The organism is Magnetococcus marinus MC-1, from assembly GCF_000014865.1.
Lineage (GTDB): Bacteria > Pseudomonadota > Magnetococcia > Magnetococcales > Magnetococcaceae > Magnetococcus > Magnetococcus marinus.
This window is the reverse complement of the sequence record NC_008576.1, coordinates 3927847-3944897: the sequence shown is the minus strand read 5'-3', so window position 1 is coordinate 3944897 and position 17051 is coordinate 3927847. Positions and strand designations below refer to the sequence as shown.

General features: G+C 54.3%; 11 protein-coding genes, 1 tRNA gene and 1 pseudogene. 4 read left to right on the top strand and 9 right to left on the bottom strand.

All coding sequences use genetic code 11. The features are described from left to right. Window positions 1–168: 168 nt before the first annotated feature. Together MMC1_RS16210 and MMC1_RS16205 are read right to left on the bottom strand one after the other, a co-directional pair. Window positions 169–4050, bottom strand: coding sequence for a PAS domain-containing hybrid sensor histidine kinase/response regulator (locus tag MMC1_RS16210; RefSeq protein WP_227665332.1), 3882 nt, complete (start codon window positions 4048–4050; stop codon window positions 169–171). Between the two features lie 15 nt (window positions 4051–4065). After that, window positions 4066–5517: a PAS domain-containing protein gene (locus MMC1_RS16205; protein ID WP_011714716.1), complete on the bottom strand. Its 1452-nt coding sequence runs from the start codon at window positions 5515–5517 to the stop codon at window positions 4066–4068. Window positions 5518–5823: 306 nt separating this feature from the next. On the opposite strand from MMC1_RS16205, the gene MMC1_RS16200 reads away from it, so the two are divergent. The 3 genes from MMC1_RS16200 (at window position 5824) to MMC1_RS16190 (ending at window position 10847) form a co-directional block, all read left to right on the top strand. Then, complete coding sequence (locus tag MMC1_RS16200; RefSeq protein WP_011714715.1) at window positions 5824–6993, top strand: efflux RND transporter periplasmic adaptor subunit; 1170 nt, start codon at window positions 5824–5826, stop codon at window positions 6991–6993. 2 nt (window positions 6994–6995) lie between these two features. After that, a complete protein-coding gene (locus MMC1_RS16195) occupies window positions 6996–10118 on the top strand; it encodes an efflux RND transporter permease subunit (protein ID WP_041641318.1) in 3123 nt (1040 codons plus the stop codon). Window positions 10119–10229: 111 nt separating this feature from the next. Next, the gene (locus tag MMC1_RS16190; protein ID WP_011714713.1) at window positions 10230–10847 is read left to right on the top strand and encodes a TetR/AcrR family transcriptional regulator; all 618 of its coding nucleotides are present in this window, start codon (window positions 10230–10232) and stop codon (window positions 10845–10847) included. A gap of 216 nt (window positions 10848–11063) precedes the next feature. Here MMC1_RS16190 and MMC1_RS16185 read toward each other — a convergent pair. From MMC1_RS16185 to rsgA, 7 genes and pseudogenes are all read right to left on the bottom strand, one after another. Then, window positions 11064–11140, bottom strand: a tRNA-Arg gene (locus MMC1_RS16185). Between the two features lie 128 nt (window positions 11141–11268). Next, on the bottom strand, window positions 11269–11622 hold the full coding sequence (locus tag MMC1_RS16180) for a histidine triad nucleotide-binding protein (protein ID WP_011714712.1): 354 nt from the start codon (window positions 11620–11622) through the stop codon (window positions 11269–11271). A 606-nt stretch (window positions 11623–12228) separates the two neighbouring features. Further along, window positions 12229–12546 (bottom strand): annotated as a pseudogene (locus MMC1_RS22565) (phosphoribosyl-ATP diphosphatase); the annotation flags it as partial. Beyond that, entirely contained in the window at window positions 12543–12932 is a 390-nt protein-coding gene (gene hisI, locus MMC1_RS16170) for a phosphoribosyl-AMP cyclohydrolase (protein ID WP_011714710.1), read from the bottom strand. The gene hisI and the pseudogene MMC1_RS22565, both read right to left, overlap by 4 nt. Window positions 12933–12977: 45 nt before the next feature. Further along, window positions 12978–13754 (bottom strand): imidazole glycerol phosphate synthase subunit HisF, encoded by a 777-nt coding sequence (gene hisF / locus MMC1_RS16165; protein ID WP_011714709.1) that lies wholly within the window; start codon window positions 13752–13754, stop codon window positions 12978–12980. A 4-nt stretch (window positions 13755–13758) separates the two neighbouring features. Continuing rightward, the gene (hisA, locus tag MMC1_RS16160; protein ID WP_011714708.1) at window positions 13759–14508 is read right to left on the bottom strand and encodes a 1-(5-phosphoribosyl)-5-[(5-phosphoribosylamino)methylideneamino]imidazole-4-carboxamide isomerase; all 750 of its coding nucleotides are present in this window, start codon (window positions 14506–14508) and stop codon (window positions 13759–13761) included. 322 nt (window positions 14509–14830) lie between these two features. Next, on the bottom strand, window positions 14831–15871 hold the full coding sequence (gene rsgA / locus MMC1_RS16155) for a ribosome small subunit-dependent GTPase A (RefSeq protein WP_011714707.1): 1041 nt from the start codon (window positions 15869–15871) through the stop codon (window positions 14831–14833). Between the two features lie 154 nt (window positions 15872–16025). Between rsgA and MMC1_RS16150 the strand changes: the two genes are divergently transcribed. Further along, window positions 16026–16937, top strand: a complete 912-nt coding sequence (locus tag MMC1_RS16150) for an HpcH/HpaI aldolase/citrate lyase family protein (protein WP_041641316.1) — start codon at window positions 16026–16028, stop codon at window positions 16935–16937. Window positions 16938–17051 lie beyond the last annotated feature (114 nt).

Here is a 17051-nt window from a genome sequence, read left to right as displayed (position 1 = left end):
TCTAAAGGCGATTATCGTTACAGGTGCTGCAAAAAAATGGGTTGCCGGACATTCAAGAACATGGGGCCCATGGCCAAACTGTTGGCCCCACCCCTATTGCACGTACTGAGCTTAATAACCACCAGGATTGGTGAATGGGACAACGCTCGAAACGTCTCTATTTTACCATTAGATTATTTTAACCGCCATAATCGGTGTTAAGTATTCCAAGGCGCCCTCAAAATCATACTGGCTGAGGGCCTGTCGCATCTTTTGCACCGCCTCTTTATCGTCCCCCGCAGGGAGCAAAGCATCCAGGGCTTCGAGGGTATCAACCCCTTGGGCGCTGTACTGTTGCAACTGCGCGTAGAGTTGGGTAAACAGGGCATCCCGTTGCGCAGGGTCTACACCAGTGGCCGCTGCATTGTCCTCCCCGCGCAGAGAGGCAACAACCTCTTGTATCTCTGCGATGGCTTTTTCAAAATCATACTCGGCCATGGCTTGGTAGGCATTTTTTAGAGAATGCGCACAGGGGTTTCCCTGCGCGGTGGGTAAGAGGGTTTCCAACCGTTCAATGGCCTCTCCGCTAAACTGTTCGGCCTGTGCGATAACCGTTTCCAGTTGCAGGATAAAATCTGGGGGCAGTGGCAGCGCCTCGTACGCTTGGGGCTGCGGGGTTGCTGCTGTGCTGGGCAGAGCCTGTTGGATTACCGCAATGGTCTCTTGTAGCGCGGCTTGTGCGGCAGGGCATTGAGCCAAAGCCTGCGCTGTGTCGCCTTTATTGAGGGTGGTTTCAATCTCTGCTGCCCGTGTTTGCAGCAAATCGGCCCCTATGGTGCCGGCAATCCCCTTTACGGTGTGTGCCAAGCGGGTAGCCAGCTTAATATCAGCAGCCTCAAGTGCCTGTTCAATCTCGACGATACTGTTGGCTTGATTAAGGATAAACTTGGATAACAGCTTTTTATAGCTGGCAACCCGTCCCCCCATGCGTAAAATGCCATTGCGGGTATCGATCCCCGGCAGTTCGGGCAGCTGCTCTTGGGCGTCGTCCACCACGGCAAGCTTGGTGGTGGTGGGCAACGGTTGCTGGCGCGGCTCGATCCATTTGGCTAATGCGGTAAACAGCTCCTTGGGATCAATGGGTTTGGCGACATGGTCATTCATGCCCGCAGCGAGACATTTTTCCCGATCCCCCGCCATGGCATTGGCGGTCATGGCGAGAATGGGCAGGGTTTGAAAACGCGCCTCCTGGCGAATGGTGCGGGCTGCGGTATAACCGTCCATGACCGGCATCTGCATATCCATAAGAACCAAGTCAAACGGTTCGGCTCGCACCATCTCAACCCCAATCTGACCATTGCTGGCAACCGCGACTTCTAAGTGGGCCATCTCCAATAATTCGGTTGCAACTTGTTGGTTAATCTCATTGTCCTCTACCAACAAAATGCGTGCCCCAGCCCTGCTTTGGAGCTCCTCTAGGCCCAGTAGTTCGCCGCCATTCTCCAAGTCGGTGCGCGCTTCTAAGCCAAAAACCAACATGGCTGCTTCCATCAAGGATGAGCATGTCGCGGGTTTGGTTAAAAAGCCATCCACGGTGTTGGAGCCTAGACGGCGCAACATCTCATCCCGATCATAGGCCGTTACCATGATTATCTTGGGGGGGTGTTGCAGGTCTGTGGCGGTTTTGAGACGGTGGGTAAGCTCGACACCATCCATGCCAGGCATTTTCCAATCGGTATAGACCAGTTGGTAGGGTGTGTCTGCGGCTTCTGCTCGGTAGATGGCAAGCAAAGCTTCGCTTGCACTGGCCGCTAAGTGGGCGTCAAAGCCGAGGCTGATGGCCAGTTGTTCAAAAATTTCACGGGATGTTGCGCTGTCATCGACGATTAAAACCCGCAGACCCTGTAGATCCCCTGTCAGTTTAAGCTTTGACTTAGCCGGGTGCGTTGATAGGCCAAAGCGGGCGGTAAATAGAAAAGTACTGCCTACCCCTGGAGTGCTCTCTACCCAGATTTTACCGTGCATCATCTCCGTCAGCTTTTTGCTGATGGTGAGACCCAGGCCCGTGCCACCATATTTGCGCGTGGTGGAGGCATCGGCTTGGCTAAAAGAGTTGAACAGCTTGGCAACTTGGGCCTCGGTCATGCCGATGCCACTGTCGGAAATGGAGAATTGTAGCATGACCTCGCGATCATTGGCCTCCACCTGTTTGACCCGGACCACAATCTCCCCAGTATCGGTAAACTTAACCGCGTTATTGACCAAATTGACCAAAATTTGTCCAAGGCGTAGATCATCGCCTATCAAACCATCGGGCACAGCGGGATCCATGGCGATGAGCAGCTCAAGCCCCTTTTCACGCGCCTTAACCGCGATAAGGTTGGTTAAACTCTCTAAGGTGTCGCTCAATAAAAAGGGCAGGTTTTCCATGTCTAGCTTGCCCGCTTCGATCTTAGAAAAATCTAAAATGTCATTGATAATGCCAAGTAATGCATTGGCAGCATTGTGGATTTTGTTAATATAATCTTGCTGTTTGCGGCTCAATTCTGTCTGTAGAGCCAGATAACTCATGCCAATAATGGCATTCATGGGGGTACGAATTTCGTGGCTCATATTGGCTAAAAAATCGCTCTTGGCTTGGGTGGCCTCTTCGGCGATCTCTTTGGCCCGCAAGATCTCACGTTCTGCGGCCCGGCGGGTGGTAATATCCTGGGTGACGCCATAAACTCTGTAGGGTTTGCCTGTCTCGTCGCGTTCAACATAGCCCGCTGTTTCCAACCAGATGGTGCGGCCATCGACGGGGCGGACGTAGGGATAACTAAAATGGATATCCTGGCCGGTGGCGATGGATTGGGTAAAATTGGCGAAAACCTGTTCAGCCATGGCTGGGTCGGTTTTGCGAATGTTGGCCAGCCAGTCGTCCTGGATATGGTAGCGGAAGCCAGGATGAGGGGGGTCCCCCATGATCAGTGCTTTGCGTTCTGACGAAATATAATAGCCTTCATCCTCAAGCAGTAGGTGCCAATAGCCTGAATTGGACAGGCGCAGAGCCATGTCCGAGAGATAGTTGTTGTTTTCAAGCTCTCTCTCGATCTCTCGTCGCTGGGTAATATCGGTTTGGATCGAGATGTAGCGTTCTACCTGCCCCGCTTCATTCATAAAGGGCACAATGGCGGTGCTTACCCAAAACAGTTTGCCGTTTTTGGCCCGATTGCACAGTTCCCCTTTCCACGCTTTGCCGCTGGAGATGGTGCCCCAGAGATCACGATAAAAGGCGTGGTCATGCACGCCAGAGTGCAGCAAGCGGTGTTTGCCGCCAACAATTTCCAGCTCGGAATAGCCGGTGATGAGGCTAAAGGGTTCGTTGATATAGGTGATAAAGCCGTCACGGTCGGTAATGCTGACAATGGCGTGTTGGTCCAAAGCATGTTTCTGAAAATTGACTTCGTGGAGCAGGCTGATCAGTTTACGTTCAGACTCTTTCTGTTCGGTAATGTCGGTGCGGATGGAGACATATTGTTCGGGCTTGCCCTTGTCATCCATAAACGGCACGATGGTGGCCCGAACCCAATAGTAGCCCCCCTGTTTTTTGTTATTTTTAACCTCGCCATGCCAGGTTTCACCCTTTTGAATGGTGCGCCACATCTCTTGATAAAAGGCGGGTGGGTGTTCAGTAGATTTAAGAATGCGATGGTTTTGCCCCAGCAGTTCATCCCGCTCATAGCCGCTAATGGAGACAAATTTTTCATTCGCATAAATAATGCGTCCAGCGGCGTCAGTGGCACTGACAATGGCGTGCTGATCCAGCGCATATTTTTGAAAATTCACCTCACGCAACAGCGAACGCAGCGCTTGATCGGCCTCTTTTTGCTCGGTTATATCTTGTACGGTGCCCACCATGCGGTGCACCGTGCCCTCGCTGTGCATTTTAACCGCTGAGCCTTTAGAGACAATCCATCGCGTTTGCCCAGAGGGGTGGACCACCCTAAAGGAGACATCATAGCTGGAACGCACCCCGAGCCGGTACTCTTCGCCCTGCTGTAAGACACGCTCTAAGTCGCCTGGATGAATGCTTTTAATCCACGCTTAGCGGCTGATCAGAAGATTGTCAGGGGAAAATCCAAAAATCTCGGTATAACGGTGGTTTACCACGGTTATACCGGTGTCTAAATTGACATCCCAAAATCCTAATTCGCCCCCTTTTAGGGCCAGCTCTTGGCGCTCTTGGCTCTCTTGCAGTGCCTCAGTACGTTCACGAACGCGCGCTTCCAACTCTCCTTTGGTCTTGCGCATGGAGATTGAAAGCCGTTCACCAAAGAGAATGATCATCAGCGTAGAAAAGGTGGTGATGAACAGTGTTGACTCGACAATCAACATGACGTTACTGGACAAAGTCTCATGGTCTTGCAGCATTTCGTCGCGTTCAATCTCGGTGGCGATGCCCATGCCAAACTGAGGTTTCCATATCCAAGCACCGTAGACCGGTTTGCCGCGATAATTTTGGTAACCTTCGGTATCAATAAAAATTTCACTTGGTTTTTTGGTGGAACCGGCGTCACCTTGGCTTTGAGCCAGTGCCCTCATGTGCGTAGCCATACGGGTAAAAGGGAGCTGGGAGTAGGGTTTGTCCACGGTATAACCGTTGGTTAAATCCCCACCAGGATCCCGCAACTCAAAACCATGAGTGCCGCCCTCTCGTGTGCTCGGTGGTGGTGCCGGTTGGGGTTGCTCGGCAAAACGGCTGGTGGTGACCATGCGGCCTTGGGCATCGACCAGATAGCTTTCGCCAGTTAGACCTGCGGTACCACCCAGTATCTGGGTTGAGGGCTCCTTGGCGGGGTCTCGTTGTTGGGTTAGGAGCGCTACGGTCTGCCCTTGATGGTCCATAATGGGGGCCATTAAAAAAAGGTAAGGGCGGGTATCGGCTGGGGCTGCATCAGATGGAGTGTGGCCAGAGTGGTGCAAATAAAGTGGCGGGGATAATTGGGGGTTTCCAAGTGTAACCTTATTAAAAATTTCAGGATAATGGTCCTTAATTGGATGTGTTTTTCCCAGTTCTAAAGGTTGTGGTGCGCTTAGGGTGATGCCTTTAGGATCAAGGATGTAGAGGGTGTCGGCCGGGTGCGTGAAGTCGGCGAACATGTTGTGCAGCGCTGCGCGCGCGGCTGGGGCGGTGGCGGGTAGATCCACCATAGGGGTGTGGAGCAGCTTTTCAGTGAGTTCCCGCAATGGCTGTTGGTGCGCACGTTCAGTCAGTTGTCTAAGGGCCTCTTGACGCCAGCGTTCATGACGTTCAGAGGTGCTTTTTAGGATGATCTCCAACTTGTCCGCTGCGTCGGCGCGCAAATGGTCTTTGTGTTTCGTTAGAGAATTCCACGCCAATAGCGTGACCAAGCCGATCAATACCGCCAAGCCGCTCAAGGTAAGGATGCGAAAGGGGCGGGTGCCAAAATGGTGCAGCAGCTGTTTGTCAGACATTAAACGTGGCAACAAAAAGAGTGCCAGCAATAATAACACAACGATCAGTAGCACTTGCATGGTAAGACCCAGGCTGGAAGGTTGGCTTTGGTGAAACAAGAACCGGAACCAAAGTGTGGCATTATCCCATGCCTTGCGCTCAGGGTGAAGGTGATAATGAATTCGCACGGCGCAGCTGAGCCATAAAACCGGCCCATGTGTTGGCAGGTTTCGCCAAATGCCACACGCTGGCTGCGTACCGTTAAGGGCATACCCTTCACGGTGGTTGCTGGGTTAAGGCTTGACATGCTGGGGGTAAGTAATTAAATTAACGTTTGGTAAGTTTACTACCAGTCTCTTCCTGCTTCAATTGATTAAGGCAATCTCATGAAATTTTATGCAAACTTTTGGGTTACACTGCTCATCCTGCTGGCGTTAGCGGGGGGGGGGCTCTATTGGCAGCTACAACAGGCTGGTGCGCCCGTTGCCCCGGCCCCCTCGCCTAGTGGGGAAAAAGCGCCGCCAGCCCTCGCGGTGTTACCGCTGGAGGCAAAAACTATAAACATTGCTGAAGAGGCCGCAGGGCGGGTGGTGGCCTATCAGAGTGCTGAAATTCGGCCCCAGGTGAGTGGTATTCTTACCGAGCGCCTATTTACCGAAGGGGGAACGGTCAAAGAGGGGCAGCCGCTCTACCAAATAGATCCCGCCGTGTTTCAGGCCGCCTACGCCAGTGCGCTGGCCGATTGGAGAAAAGCCCAGGCAAACAAAGCGTTGCTAGAGGCAAAAAATCAGCGCTACGAAGCGTTGGTTAAGCGTGATGCCGTCAGTCAGCAACAGTATGACGATGTTCGCACCAATCTTGCGTTGGCCCAGGCCGAAATTGCGATCACGCAGGCCGCCATTGCCCAAGCCCGGATCAATTTAAACTATACCAAGGTGTTGGCACCCATCTCTGGCCGAATTGGCAAATCTCTGGTGAGCAAGGGGGCGCTGGTAACCGCCAACCAAGCCCAAGCACTGGCCACCATCACCCAATTGGACCCCCTGTATGTGGATATTAACCTACCCATAGAGAGCCTCATGCGCCTGCGCAAGCAGGCCGCCCGTTTGCAGCAAGTGCCCGCGCGGCTCTATTTGGGTGATGATGCCCAAGCGTATGCCCACGAGGGTCAAGTGCAGTTTCATGAAATGGTGGTGGATGAGAGCACTGGTACAGTACCGCTACGGGTTCAGTTTCCCAATCCCGACACCATGTTGCTGCCCGGCCAGTTTGTGCGTGTACAGCTGCTGCTCGCCTATGCCCAGGCGTTATTGATTCCGCAAAAGTGTGCCGAGCGTAAGGCGGATGGCTCTCTGTCGGTTTGGGTGTTGGATGCAGAAAACAAAGCCCAGCCCATGACCATCCAGGTTGCCCAAGCGGTGGGGGATGCGTGGCGTGTGGTGGAGGGCTTAAAACCAGGGGATCGCCTAATCACCGAAGGGACCATGAATCTTAAAGCCGGTGCGCCGGTGCAGCCGGTGTTGCCCCAAACAACCGATACCGGTAATGGGGGCTGATGATGTCGAGTTTCTTTATTGACCGTCCGGTTTTTGCCTGGGTGATCGCCATTGTCATTATGCTGGCTGGGGTCTTGTCCATTTTACGTCTGCCGGTGGAGCAGTACCCTAACATTGCGCCACCCTCAGTCTCCATTAACGCCAGCTATCCTGGTGCTTCGGCTGAGACCCTGGAAAATAGCGTCACCCAAATTATTGAGCAGAGCCTGACGGGCATTGACCATATGCGCTATTTCTCCTCCAGCAGCGATGCTTCGGGGATGGCGAGTATTACCATCACCTTTGAGCCCGAGGCGGACCCGGACACCGCACAGGTGCAAGTGCAGAATAAACTTCAGGCGGCCATGCCGCTACTTCCCCCCGAAGTGCAGCAGCAGGGGGTGAGTGTCACCAAGGCCAACAACAGCTTTTTGATGGTGGCCGGTTTTTATTCGGAGGATGGTTCCATCTCCCAGATGGAGCTGGGGGATATGCTCAACTCCAAGGTGAAAGATGCCATTGCCCGAGTTAATGGGGTGGGTAGTGTGACCATCTTTGGCGAGCCCCATGCCATGCGAATCTGGCTGGATCCACGCAAACTGTTTAGCTACAACCTCACGGTCATGGATGTGCAACAGGCCATTCGTGCCCAAAACAGCGATATTTCCGCCGGTCAATTGGGCGGCCTGCCTGCGCGCAAGGGACAACAGCTCAACGCCACCATCACCGCCCAATCGCGGTTGCAAAGCGTGGAGGATTTTCAACGCATTTTACTGCGTGTCAATACCGACGGCTCCCAGGTGCGGTTGCAGGATGTGGCTCGGGTGGAGCTGGGGGCCCAAAGCTATGGTCGGGTGGTGCGCTACAAACGTTTGCCCGCAGCGGGTGTGGCGGTAAGCTTGGCCTCTGGGGCCAACGCCTTGGATACCGCAGCAGCGGTCAAGGCGCGGATTGCAGAACTGTCACAGACCCTGCCGGCCAAGGTTAAAATTATTTATCCCTATGACACGACCCCCTTTGTTAAGCTCTCGATCAAAGAGGTGATCAAAACGCTGGTGGAGGCCGTGTTTTTGGTGTTTGTGGTGATGTTTTTGTTTTTACAGAACTTTCGCGCTACCCTTATCCCCACCATCGCGGTGCCGGTGGTGCTGTTAGGCACCTTTGGGGTGCTGTCAGCCTTTGGTTTTTCCATCAACGTGTTGACCATGTTTGCCATGGTCTTGGCCATTGGTTTGTTGGTGGATGACGCCATTGTGGTGGTGGAAAACGTCGAACGCATTATGGAGCATGAAGGGCTCTCGCCCCGTGAGGCTACCCGTAAATCCATGCAGCAGATCACCGGCGCATTGGTGGGGATTGCCTTGGTGTTGTCGGCGGTGTTTGTGCCCATGGCATTCTTCAGCGGCTCAGCGGGGGCGATCTATCGCCAGTTTTCTATCACCATTGTCTCGGCTATGACCCTCTCGGTGGTGGTGGCGTTGGTGCTTTCGCCCTCGTTGTGTGCAACCTTTCTTAAACCCGCCGTAAAGGGGGAGCATAGTCACGGATTTTTTGGCTGGTTTAACCGTACGTTTAATGCTGGACGGGAGCGGTTTGTGACCAGCGCGGGCTATATTGCCGCCCGAGTGGGTCGCTTTACGCTGATCTATGGGCTGCTGGTGGGGGGCATGCTCTATCTGTTTATGGGTCTGCCCAGCTCCTTTTTGCCCAACGAAGATCAAGGCACCATGTACCTCATGGCCAGTGCCCCTGCGGGCTCCACCGTGGAACGTACCATGGAGAGTGTGGAGCAGATTGAGGACTATTTTCTCGAACATGAAACCGAGAATGTGCGACATCTATTTACTGTAACCGGGTTTAGCTTTGCGGGACGGGCGCAAAATGTGGCGCTGGGTTTTGTGGGGCTGCGGGATTGGAGCGAGCGCAGCCGTAAGGATCAATCGGTATTTGCCCTGTCGGGACGGGCCATGGGGGCCTTTGCGGGCATTAAAGATGCCCGTGCCTTTGCCTTTTATCCCCCTCCTATCCGTGAGCTGGGTAATGCGGCAGGCTTTGACGTGCAGCTGGTGGATCGGGCCGGTTTGGGGCATGCAAAATTGATGCAGGCCCGCAACCAGCTTTTGGGGATGGCGGCTAAAAATCCCAAACTCCAGGGGGTGCGTCCCAATGGCTTGAACGATGTTCCCCAATTCACGGTGGATATTGATCATGAAAAAGCCAGCGCCCTAGGGCTCTCCATCGCCGATATTAACCAGACCTTGCAAACCGCTTGGGGATCGGCCTATGTCAATGATTTTCTGGATAAAGGTCGTATAAAACGGGTTTATATTCAAGGGGATACTCCCTACCGCATGATGCCCGCAGACCTGGACCAATGGTATGTGCGCAATACCCAGGGCAAGATGGTTCCATTCGCGGCTTTTTCCACGTCTCGGTGGAGCTATGGCGCACCCAAGCTGGAGCGCTTTAATGGGAGTGGCTCGGTCAATATTCAGGGCTCCGCTGCCCCCGGCGTGAGTACCGGTACCGCCATGCAGGAGATCGAACAGATGCTCCAGAAGCTGCCCGCTGGGATTGGCTTGGAGTGGGTTGGACTCTCCTACGAAGAGCAGCGCTCGGGTGCGCAAGCGCCGATCCTGTACGCGGTATCCATCTTGTTTATCTTTTTGTGTCTGGCGGCGTTGTATGAGAGCTGGTCGGTGCCCTTTTCCGTCATCCTTAGTGTCCCGCTGGGGATTTTGGGTGCGGTGTTGGCGGCCAAAAGCTATGGTTTGAACAATGATGTCTACTTTCAGGTAGGTCTGCTTACCACCATGGGTTTGGCTTCCAAAAATGCCATTTTGATTGTGGAGTTTGCTAAAAAACAGTATCAGGCTGGCATGGACCTCCGGACTGCTACCCTGATGGGGGCCAAACAGCGTTTTCGCCCCATTATCATGACATCCATGGCCTTCGTTTTGGGGGTATCCCCGTTGGCCGTGGCCAATGGAGCCGGTTCGGCCAGCCAAAACGCCATCGGTATTAGCGTGGTGGGGGGGATGCTGGCGGCGACCTTTATTGCGATCTTTTTTGTGCCGATGTTCTATATGGGCATACAACGCCTCGCGCGCGCCCCAGAACAGCTCAAGCAGGAGGTTGCTCCGTGATCAAGGCGCAACAAGGGTATCGCCCTCTATGCGGTGGCGCGGGCTGGGCCGTGTGGCCGCTGTTGGGGTGGAACGTGGTTGGGTTTAATGGGGTGGGAAGGAGCATGCTCCATGCGTCCTAAACAGCCTAAGAGTCCAGAAGAGATTTTGCAAAAAGCCATTCCCTTGTTTGCCAATGCGGGTTTTAGCGGCGTTTCTATGCGGCAGATTGCCAAGCAGGTCAACATAAGTGCCGCAGCCCTCTATCACCATTTTCCAGATAAAGAGACCCTCTATCTCTCTGCTGTGGATCTGGTTTTTAAAGAGAAAGCCCAGCATCTCTTGCTGGCGTTACATGCCTCAGGAACGCTGGAAACCCGACTCTATGGGGTGATTTTACAGTTTATCCGGGTGGTGGGTATGGACCACACCTTTCGTGCGGTTATGCAGCGCGAGATGCTGGAGGGCGAACCCGAACGGTTACGCATTATGGCAGACCGCATGTTTAAACAATCGTTTGGTGAAATGCGTGCGCTAGCGGCAGAGATTGCCCCTGGGGGGGATGCCACCTTGCTGGCGGGTACCCTGGTTAGTTTGGTGGCGTACCATTTTCAAACCCGCGCCTTGCGCCCCTATCTGCCTGGTTATCAGCCCTGCCATGAGTCACCCGAACATCTGGCCCGTTTTTACACCCAACTCATTTTAGAAGGGGGACGTCGTTTGCCCCGCCTAGATGGTGCGAGCGCCTGAGAGGGGGTCTCTCAGATTAAGCGCAGCTGTTTATGATTAAGTGGTACGGTGGGAAAAGGGCTGTCGATTAGAAAACCCTATCTACCCAGCTTGGGCCATCTTCCTAGGGTGGGTAGGTGATTGGGGTTGGTGCAATCGTCGTGGGTTTTGATGGACAAGATAAACAAAGGGCCTGAAGAGAGATCTTCAGGCCCTTATGTTATATCGACAAAAAAATGGCGCGCTCGGAAGGATTCGAACCTCCGACCACCTGGTTCGTAGCCAGGTACTCTATCCAGCTGAGCTACGAGCGCATAGCGTCGAGGGAGACAAATATAGAAAGCTCTAAGGCTTTGGTCAATAGAAAAATAGCAGAAATTGGACATATTTATTATGCTATTGATATTGAACGATTAATTTAGAGCCTTTTCCTGCTGTTTGCCTACTTGTTGCAGACCATGGGGCCTATGGCCTTGCCACCAAGGATATGCACATGGATATGGTAGACCTCTTGCCCCCCATCACCACGGGTATTTATCAGGGTACGATAGCCTTTTTCGGCCACGCCAATCAGCCGGGCAACATGGGCAGTGCGCTCCATGAGATGCCCCATCACTGCGCGCGCCTGCACCTGCACGTCATCCAGGGTCGCGATGTGCTGCTTGGGGATCACCAGCACATGCTCAGGAGCCTGGGGATGAATGTCGCGAAAGGCCAACACCAACTCATCCTCATACACCTTGTTGCACGGAATGGTGCCCGCTACGATTTTGCAAAAAAGACAGTCATTGGACATAACCAACCAGACTCCGTACAAAAAGGGGTAAACGCTATCCTATCTCTGCGCTGCTCAGCAGGGGGCTCCGGGCACTGGCAAGGCCATCTGTGCCTTTATATCCCCCGCTCAGGTCGAGAAGAGGGCACAGCGCGCACAACCCTCGGTTGGACACAAGGGTAAGCCCTACATGAGATCATTAAACACTTCATTGGCTAGGGCAAAGCTGAACATCCCTTTGTCGCCAATAATACGCAGGCCGATGGCATCTTCAGTGACCCGCACGATCTCAAACTCAAACCGATAGGTGCGCGCCGAATGCACGGCAGCCATCAAGGGATTGTTATCCATGGTGGTGGGGATCTCTAAGCCAACCAGCAAATTATTGGCATTAAAAGTCGCTTTGTTTTGTACAGAGAGTTCAAAATAGCCCTTCTCTCCCAATAACCGAACCTTATCGGCATAGTCCACGTGGAGCTGCATGCCGTCTAGGCTAATATCCCGGGTTAGGCCATCTATGGTAATGCCCGAGCTAAAGATAAGATGAATGGTCTTGCTGTGCAGGCGGCGTTCAAATTGGCGGCGACTGGGTTCAAGCTCCACGCTGGGTGTTTGGTTGCGGGTAAGACCTGTCTTACCAAAGCGGCTGGAAAGGACATTCATCACCTCTGTCGGGGGGATGTTCATAATGGCCAGCCCCACCAAGGTGTGAAAAATCAGGTCGGCGGCTTCGTGGGCGACTTCGTTGCGGGCGGCGCGCCCTTTGATGGCCAGTACCAATTCGGTGGCCTCTTCGCCCACTTTTTTAAGGATGGCATCATCCCCTTTGTGGAACAGCTTGGCCACATAGGAGGCTTCAGGATCTGGCGCAGATTTGCGTTGCTGAATCACCTGATAGACCTGCTCCAGAATATCCACCGTAGACGGGGGGCTTAGATTGTTCATTTTCCGTACAGCTCCTCAGGGTCAATCTCAGGGTCGGTGATGGTTTTCCAGCTACCATCCTGGGCCTCTAAATAGAAACAGTTGTGGCGGCCCGTGTGGCAGGCCACGCCTTGTTGGTCCACCAACAGCAGCAGGGTATCTTTATCGCAATCCAGACGCACGGCCTTAACGGTTTGTACTTGACCAGAACTCTCCCCTTTGCGCCAAAACCGATTGCGGCTGCGGGACCAATAACAGGCCACGCCGGTACTTAGGGTTTCTGCCAAAGAGGTTTGGTTCATCCAAGCCATCATCAACACTTCGCCCGTGTCATACTGCTGGGCAATGGCGGGGATAAGACCTTGTTCATTATATTTCAAGGTAGCCAGATCGGGCAGTTTTTCCATCAAAAAAATCCCATTCACGGATAAAAAGGGGTAGGTCGTCGCTCTTTAGAGTCGTACCGCGATATGGTTATCACGCAGATAGCGTTTAACTTGGGGAATGGTATATTCGCGGAAATGAAAAATGGATGCGGCCAAAACCGCATCGGCGCCCCCTTGGCGAAGCCCTTCCAGCAAATGTTTGGGTTCGCCCACACCGCCAGAGGCAATCACGGGAATGGTGACGGCATCAGAGATGGCGCGGGTCATCTCCAGGGCGTAGCCGCTTTTGGTGCCATCTTTATCCATGGAGGTAAGCAAAATCTCGCCACTGCCAAAGCTCTCCATGCGGTGTGCCCACTCCAGGGCATCAATGCCGGTGGGCTGGCGGCCACCATGGGTGAAAATTTCCCAGCGAATAGGGCGGCCATGTTTGTCATGTTCGACGCATTTGGCGTCAATGGCCACCACCACACATTGCGAACCAAACTGTTCGGCGGCTTCTCGCACAAACTCAGGGCGCTTGACCGCTGCGGAGTTAATGGAGCACTTATCTGCACCGGCCACCAGCATGCGGCGAATATCATCATTGGTGCGGATGCCTCCGCCCACGGTGAGGGGAATGAAGACCTGTTCGGCGGTGCGGCGCACCACATCTTCCATAATGCCGCGATCTTCATGGGTGGCGGTAATGTCTAAAAAGGTGAGTTCGTCGGCGCCCTCTTCGTCGTAGCGTTTGGCGGCCTCTACGGGGTCGCCTGCATCGACCAGTCCTTCAAACTGCACCCCTTTGACCACACGACCTGCTTTGACATCCAGGCAGGGGATAATGCGTTTGGCCATCATGGTATTAATTCTCCCAACGGCGGCTTAGGGCAATGGCGGCGGCCAGGTCCAGGCGGCCATCGTAGATGGCTTTGCCGGTAATAACCCCGGAGATACGGTTGCCATTGGGGTAGGGGCCGCTATTTTCCAGCAGAGCCTGAATATCGGCAAGGCATGAGACCCCCCCTGAGGCGATGACGGGAATGGTGGCGGATTCAGCCATGAGTCGGGTAGCGGCCACGTTGGGGCCAGTGAGGGTGCCGTCACGGGCAATATCGGTAAAGATAATTTCAGCCACGCCGGCATCTTCAAATTTTTTCGCCAGATCGACGGCATTCAGGTCGGTGGTTTCGGCCCAGCCTTCGACAGCGACCTTGCCATCGCGGGCATCGATGCCCACGGAGATACGGCCAGGAAACTGTTCACAGGCGCGAAACACCAGTTCAGGGTCGCGGGCCGCCACGGAGCCGAGGATGGCAAAATCCACCCCTAGGTTAAAGAGTTTTTGCAGGGTTTCCAGGGTGCGGATGCCGCCTCCCAGTTGCATGGGGATGGTGATGGCTTTGCGGATGGCGGCGATGGCGTCGGCATTGACCGGTTCCCCGGCAAAGGCCCCGTTAAGATCCACCACATGCATGCGTTCGGCACCTTGTTCGGCCCACTGTTTGGCGGTCTCTCCAGGGTTGTCGGAGTAGACGGTATTTTGGTCCATGTCCCCTTTAAAGAGGCGAACACACTGACCATCTTTCAGGTCAATGGCAGGAATAATGCGCATGAAGCACTCCAGCTTAGGTTGTGCCTGGGGTGCCTAGGGGTCACCACCGGGTCCAAAATCAAAAACCCACCCATTATAGCGGGCTGTGCGCGTGGCGGCTACACCTAGATGGTTGTTTTTAGCGTTTAGCCATCTCTTTGATCCCTCGCCCAACCCATTCTGCCGTGTTGCAGAGTGCCTTGGGGTGGGCATGCTCTACGCAGTGGGCCAAGCTGTGGAACGGCATGCACGGCTTGTTAAGCCTCCTAGAAGGGGTGCTTCCCATTGCGCTCAATGAATGTTGAAGAGTCTGTTTTGCATGAGGCTTTGGAAGAAAGCTCTCTTACCCCTCTTCTTCCAGAATGCTTTCCAGGATGCGGTGGTAGCTCTCTAGGCGGATGGCGTCGGCGATTTCGTGCTCAATGGCCTCTAACACCGCGCAGCCGGGCTCCTGCTCGTGTTTGCAGTCATTAAAATGGCACTGCTGCGCCAAGGGTGCGAGATCCCGAAAATGGTGAATAACCTCCTCAGGCTCAACCCCATGCAGACCAAAAGCACGGACCCCAGGCGAATCAATAATCCCACCGCGACCACTCTTCAATGGGTAAAGATGCGCCACCGTGGTGGTGTGACGTCCCTTGCCCGTGTGGGCGTTAACATCAGCAATGCGTAGCGAAAGATCATCAATCCAGTGGGCCACCAAAGAGGATTTGCCCACGCCCGACTGCCCCACAAAAGCCGATAACCCAAAAGAGAGAATATCATCCAACTCTCCCATGCCCTGACCCGTCGTCGCAGAGACCGGTACAATCTCGTACTCCATCTCCTGATAAGGGGCCAATAACATGGCCAGATCATCCAACGACTCTTCATCCCGGATCAGGTCCATCTTGTTCACAATAATCACCGGCTCAATATTGGCCGCCGAGGCCGCCACCAGATAGCGGTCCACCAAAAAAGGATTAAACAGCGCCGCCGAAGTGGTAACCAGCAGTCGGTCCAAATTGGCCGCTAGGGTCTGGAGTCGATTGTAGGGGCCAGGACGCCGCAACACATTGCTGCGGGGCATAATATCCTCAATGACCCCCTGCTCATTTAAACCCGGACGCCAGATAACCCGATCCCCACAAACCGGATTTTCCGGTAAAGTCTCCCGCACCGCACAGCGGTGCTCTGCCATGCCCTCGCTGGTTACGGCGACATTTAAACCATAGTGGGCAATCACCAAACCCTCGCGAGGCTCCCCCAAACCTTGGGCGTCAAACTCCGCCGCATGTTCGGCGCTCTTGGCCTGTTTGCGGTTCATGCGGCGCTCACGAATCGCCTCAATGCGGCGTTTTTGCTGGTCGGATAATTTTTTAATACCGGAAGGGCGACGGGGCATGTCTGCACATCCTTTTGGGGTCGAAGTCGAAATTGGCTTGATTCTAACCTGTTTGCTGCCGAATAGGGAGTCTATAGCTCTTGAACTTTGCGCTTTCTCTGTCCCTACCGTAAAGGGGGGAGGGGGGCGAACCCTAGAAATGATAGGTCTCCCCATGAAACATGCTGCGCCCGCACTGCTGCGTTCAACACTTTATGTGCCCGGTTCTAACCCTCGGGCGCTGGCAAAATCCACCCAGTTGGGTGCCGATGCCGTGATTTTTGATCTGGAGGATTCGGTTGCCCCAGAGATGAAAGGAGAGGCCCGCCGCTTTATACGTGAAGCACTGGGCGAGGAGCGTAACAGCACCCCTTTACGGGTGGTGCGCATCAATGCCATGGCAACCAGTATGTGGCAGGCCGATCTGGAAGCGGTGCTGGGGGGGCAGCCAGACGCCATTGCCGTACCCAAAGTGAACCATCGGGACGAACTGCAAGTATTGGTGGATTTTTTGATGGGCTGGGAGCAGCGCAATGGGGCCAGCCGCTCCATGAGTGTATGGCCCATGATTGAATCCCCCTTGGGGGTGCTCAACGCCTTGAGCATCGCTCAATCCCCTCGCGTTAACTGCTTGATCATGGGTACCTCCGATCTGGCCAAAGCGCTGCATGTGCGCACCGGTCCCGAAGGGCGGGATGGCATGTCCTACGCCTTGCAACACTGTGTGTTGGCCGCGCGCGCCGCTGGTGTGGCAATTTTGGATGGGGTCTATGTGGATATTCAGGGTGAGGAGGGCTTCCTGGCCCAATGTCAGGATGGTGTGCGCCTAGGCTTTGATGGCAAAACCCTCATCCACCCCAGCCAAGTACAGCCGGCCAACCGCGCTTTTCTCCCCAATCAAGAAGAGCTGCAACGGGCCCGCCGTGTATTGGAAGGGTGGCGCAAAGCCTCGGCCCGTGGCGATGAGATCTGCGTGGTGGATGGCTATCTGGTGGAACGCCTGCATGCCGAGGATGCCAAGCGACTCATTGCGTTATGGGATCAGGCGCAAAACCATCTGCGCCGGGGTAGCGAAGCGTCGCTGTAACGAAGGGCAGTGGCATCAGTTGGTTTGATGCTCAATCGTATCGGTAGAGACCCCGCCTGTTCCTCGGCGGTTTGCGCGCTGTTGTAGGGGGCGGAAAAATGTCAAACTGTCAGA

Coding starts and splice junctions, on each gene's coding strand:
- MMC1_RS16205 (WP_011714716.1), bottom strand. CDS start 5,517: ATGCAAGTGCTACTGATCGTTGTGTTATTATTGCTGGCACTCTTTTTG.
- MMC1_RS16200 (WP_011714715.1), top strand. CDS start 5,824: ATGAAATTTTATGCAAACTTTTGGGTTACACTGCTCATCCTGCTGGCG.
- MMC1_RS16195 (WP_041641318.1), top strand. CDS start 6,996: ATGTCGAGTTTCTTTATTGACCGTCCGGTTTTTGCCTGGGTGATCGCC.
- MMC1_RS16190 (WP_011714713.1), top strand. CDS start 10,230: ATGCGTCCTAAACAGCCTAAGAGTCCAGAAGAGATTTTGCAAAAAGCC.
- MMC1_RS16180 (WP_011714712.1), bottom strand. CDS start 11,622: ATGTCCAATGACTGTCTTTTTTGCAAAATCGTAGCGGGCACCATTCCG.
- hisI (WP_011714710.1), bottom strand. CDS start 12,932: ATGGAAAAACTGCCCGATCTGGCTACCTTGAAATATAATGAACAAGGT.
- hisF (WP_011714709.1), bottom strand. CDS start 13,754: ATGATGGCCAAACGCATTATCCCCTGCCTGGATGTCAAAGCAGGTCGT.
- hisA (WP_011714708.1), bottom strand. CDS start 14,508: ATGCGCATTATTCCTGCCATTGACCTGAAAGATGGTCAGTGTGTTCGC.
- rsgA (WP_011714707.1), bottom strand. CDS start 15,871: ATGCCCCGTCGCCCTTCCGGTATTAAAAAATTATCCGACCAGCAAAAA.
- MMC1_RS16150 (WP_041641316.1), top strand. CDS start 16,026: ATGAAACATGCTGCGCCCGCACTGCTGCGTTCAACACTTTATGTGCCC.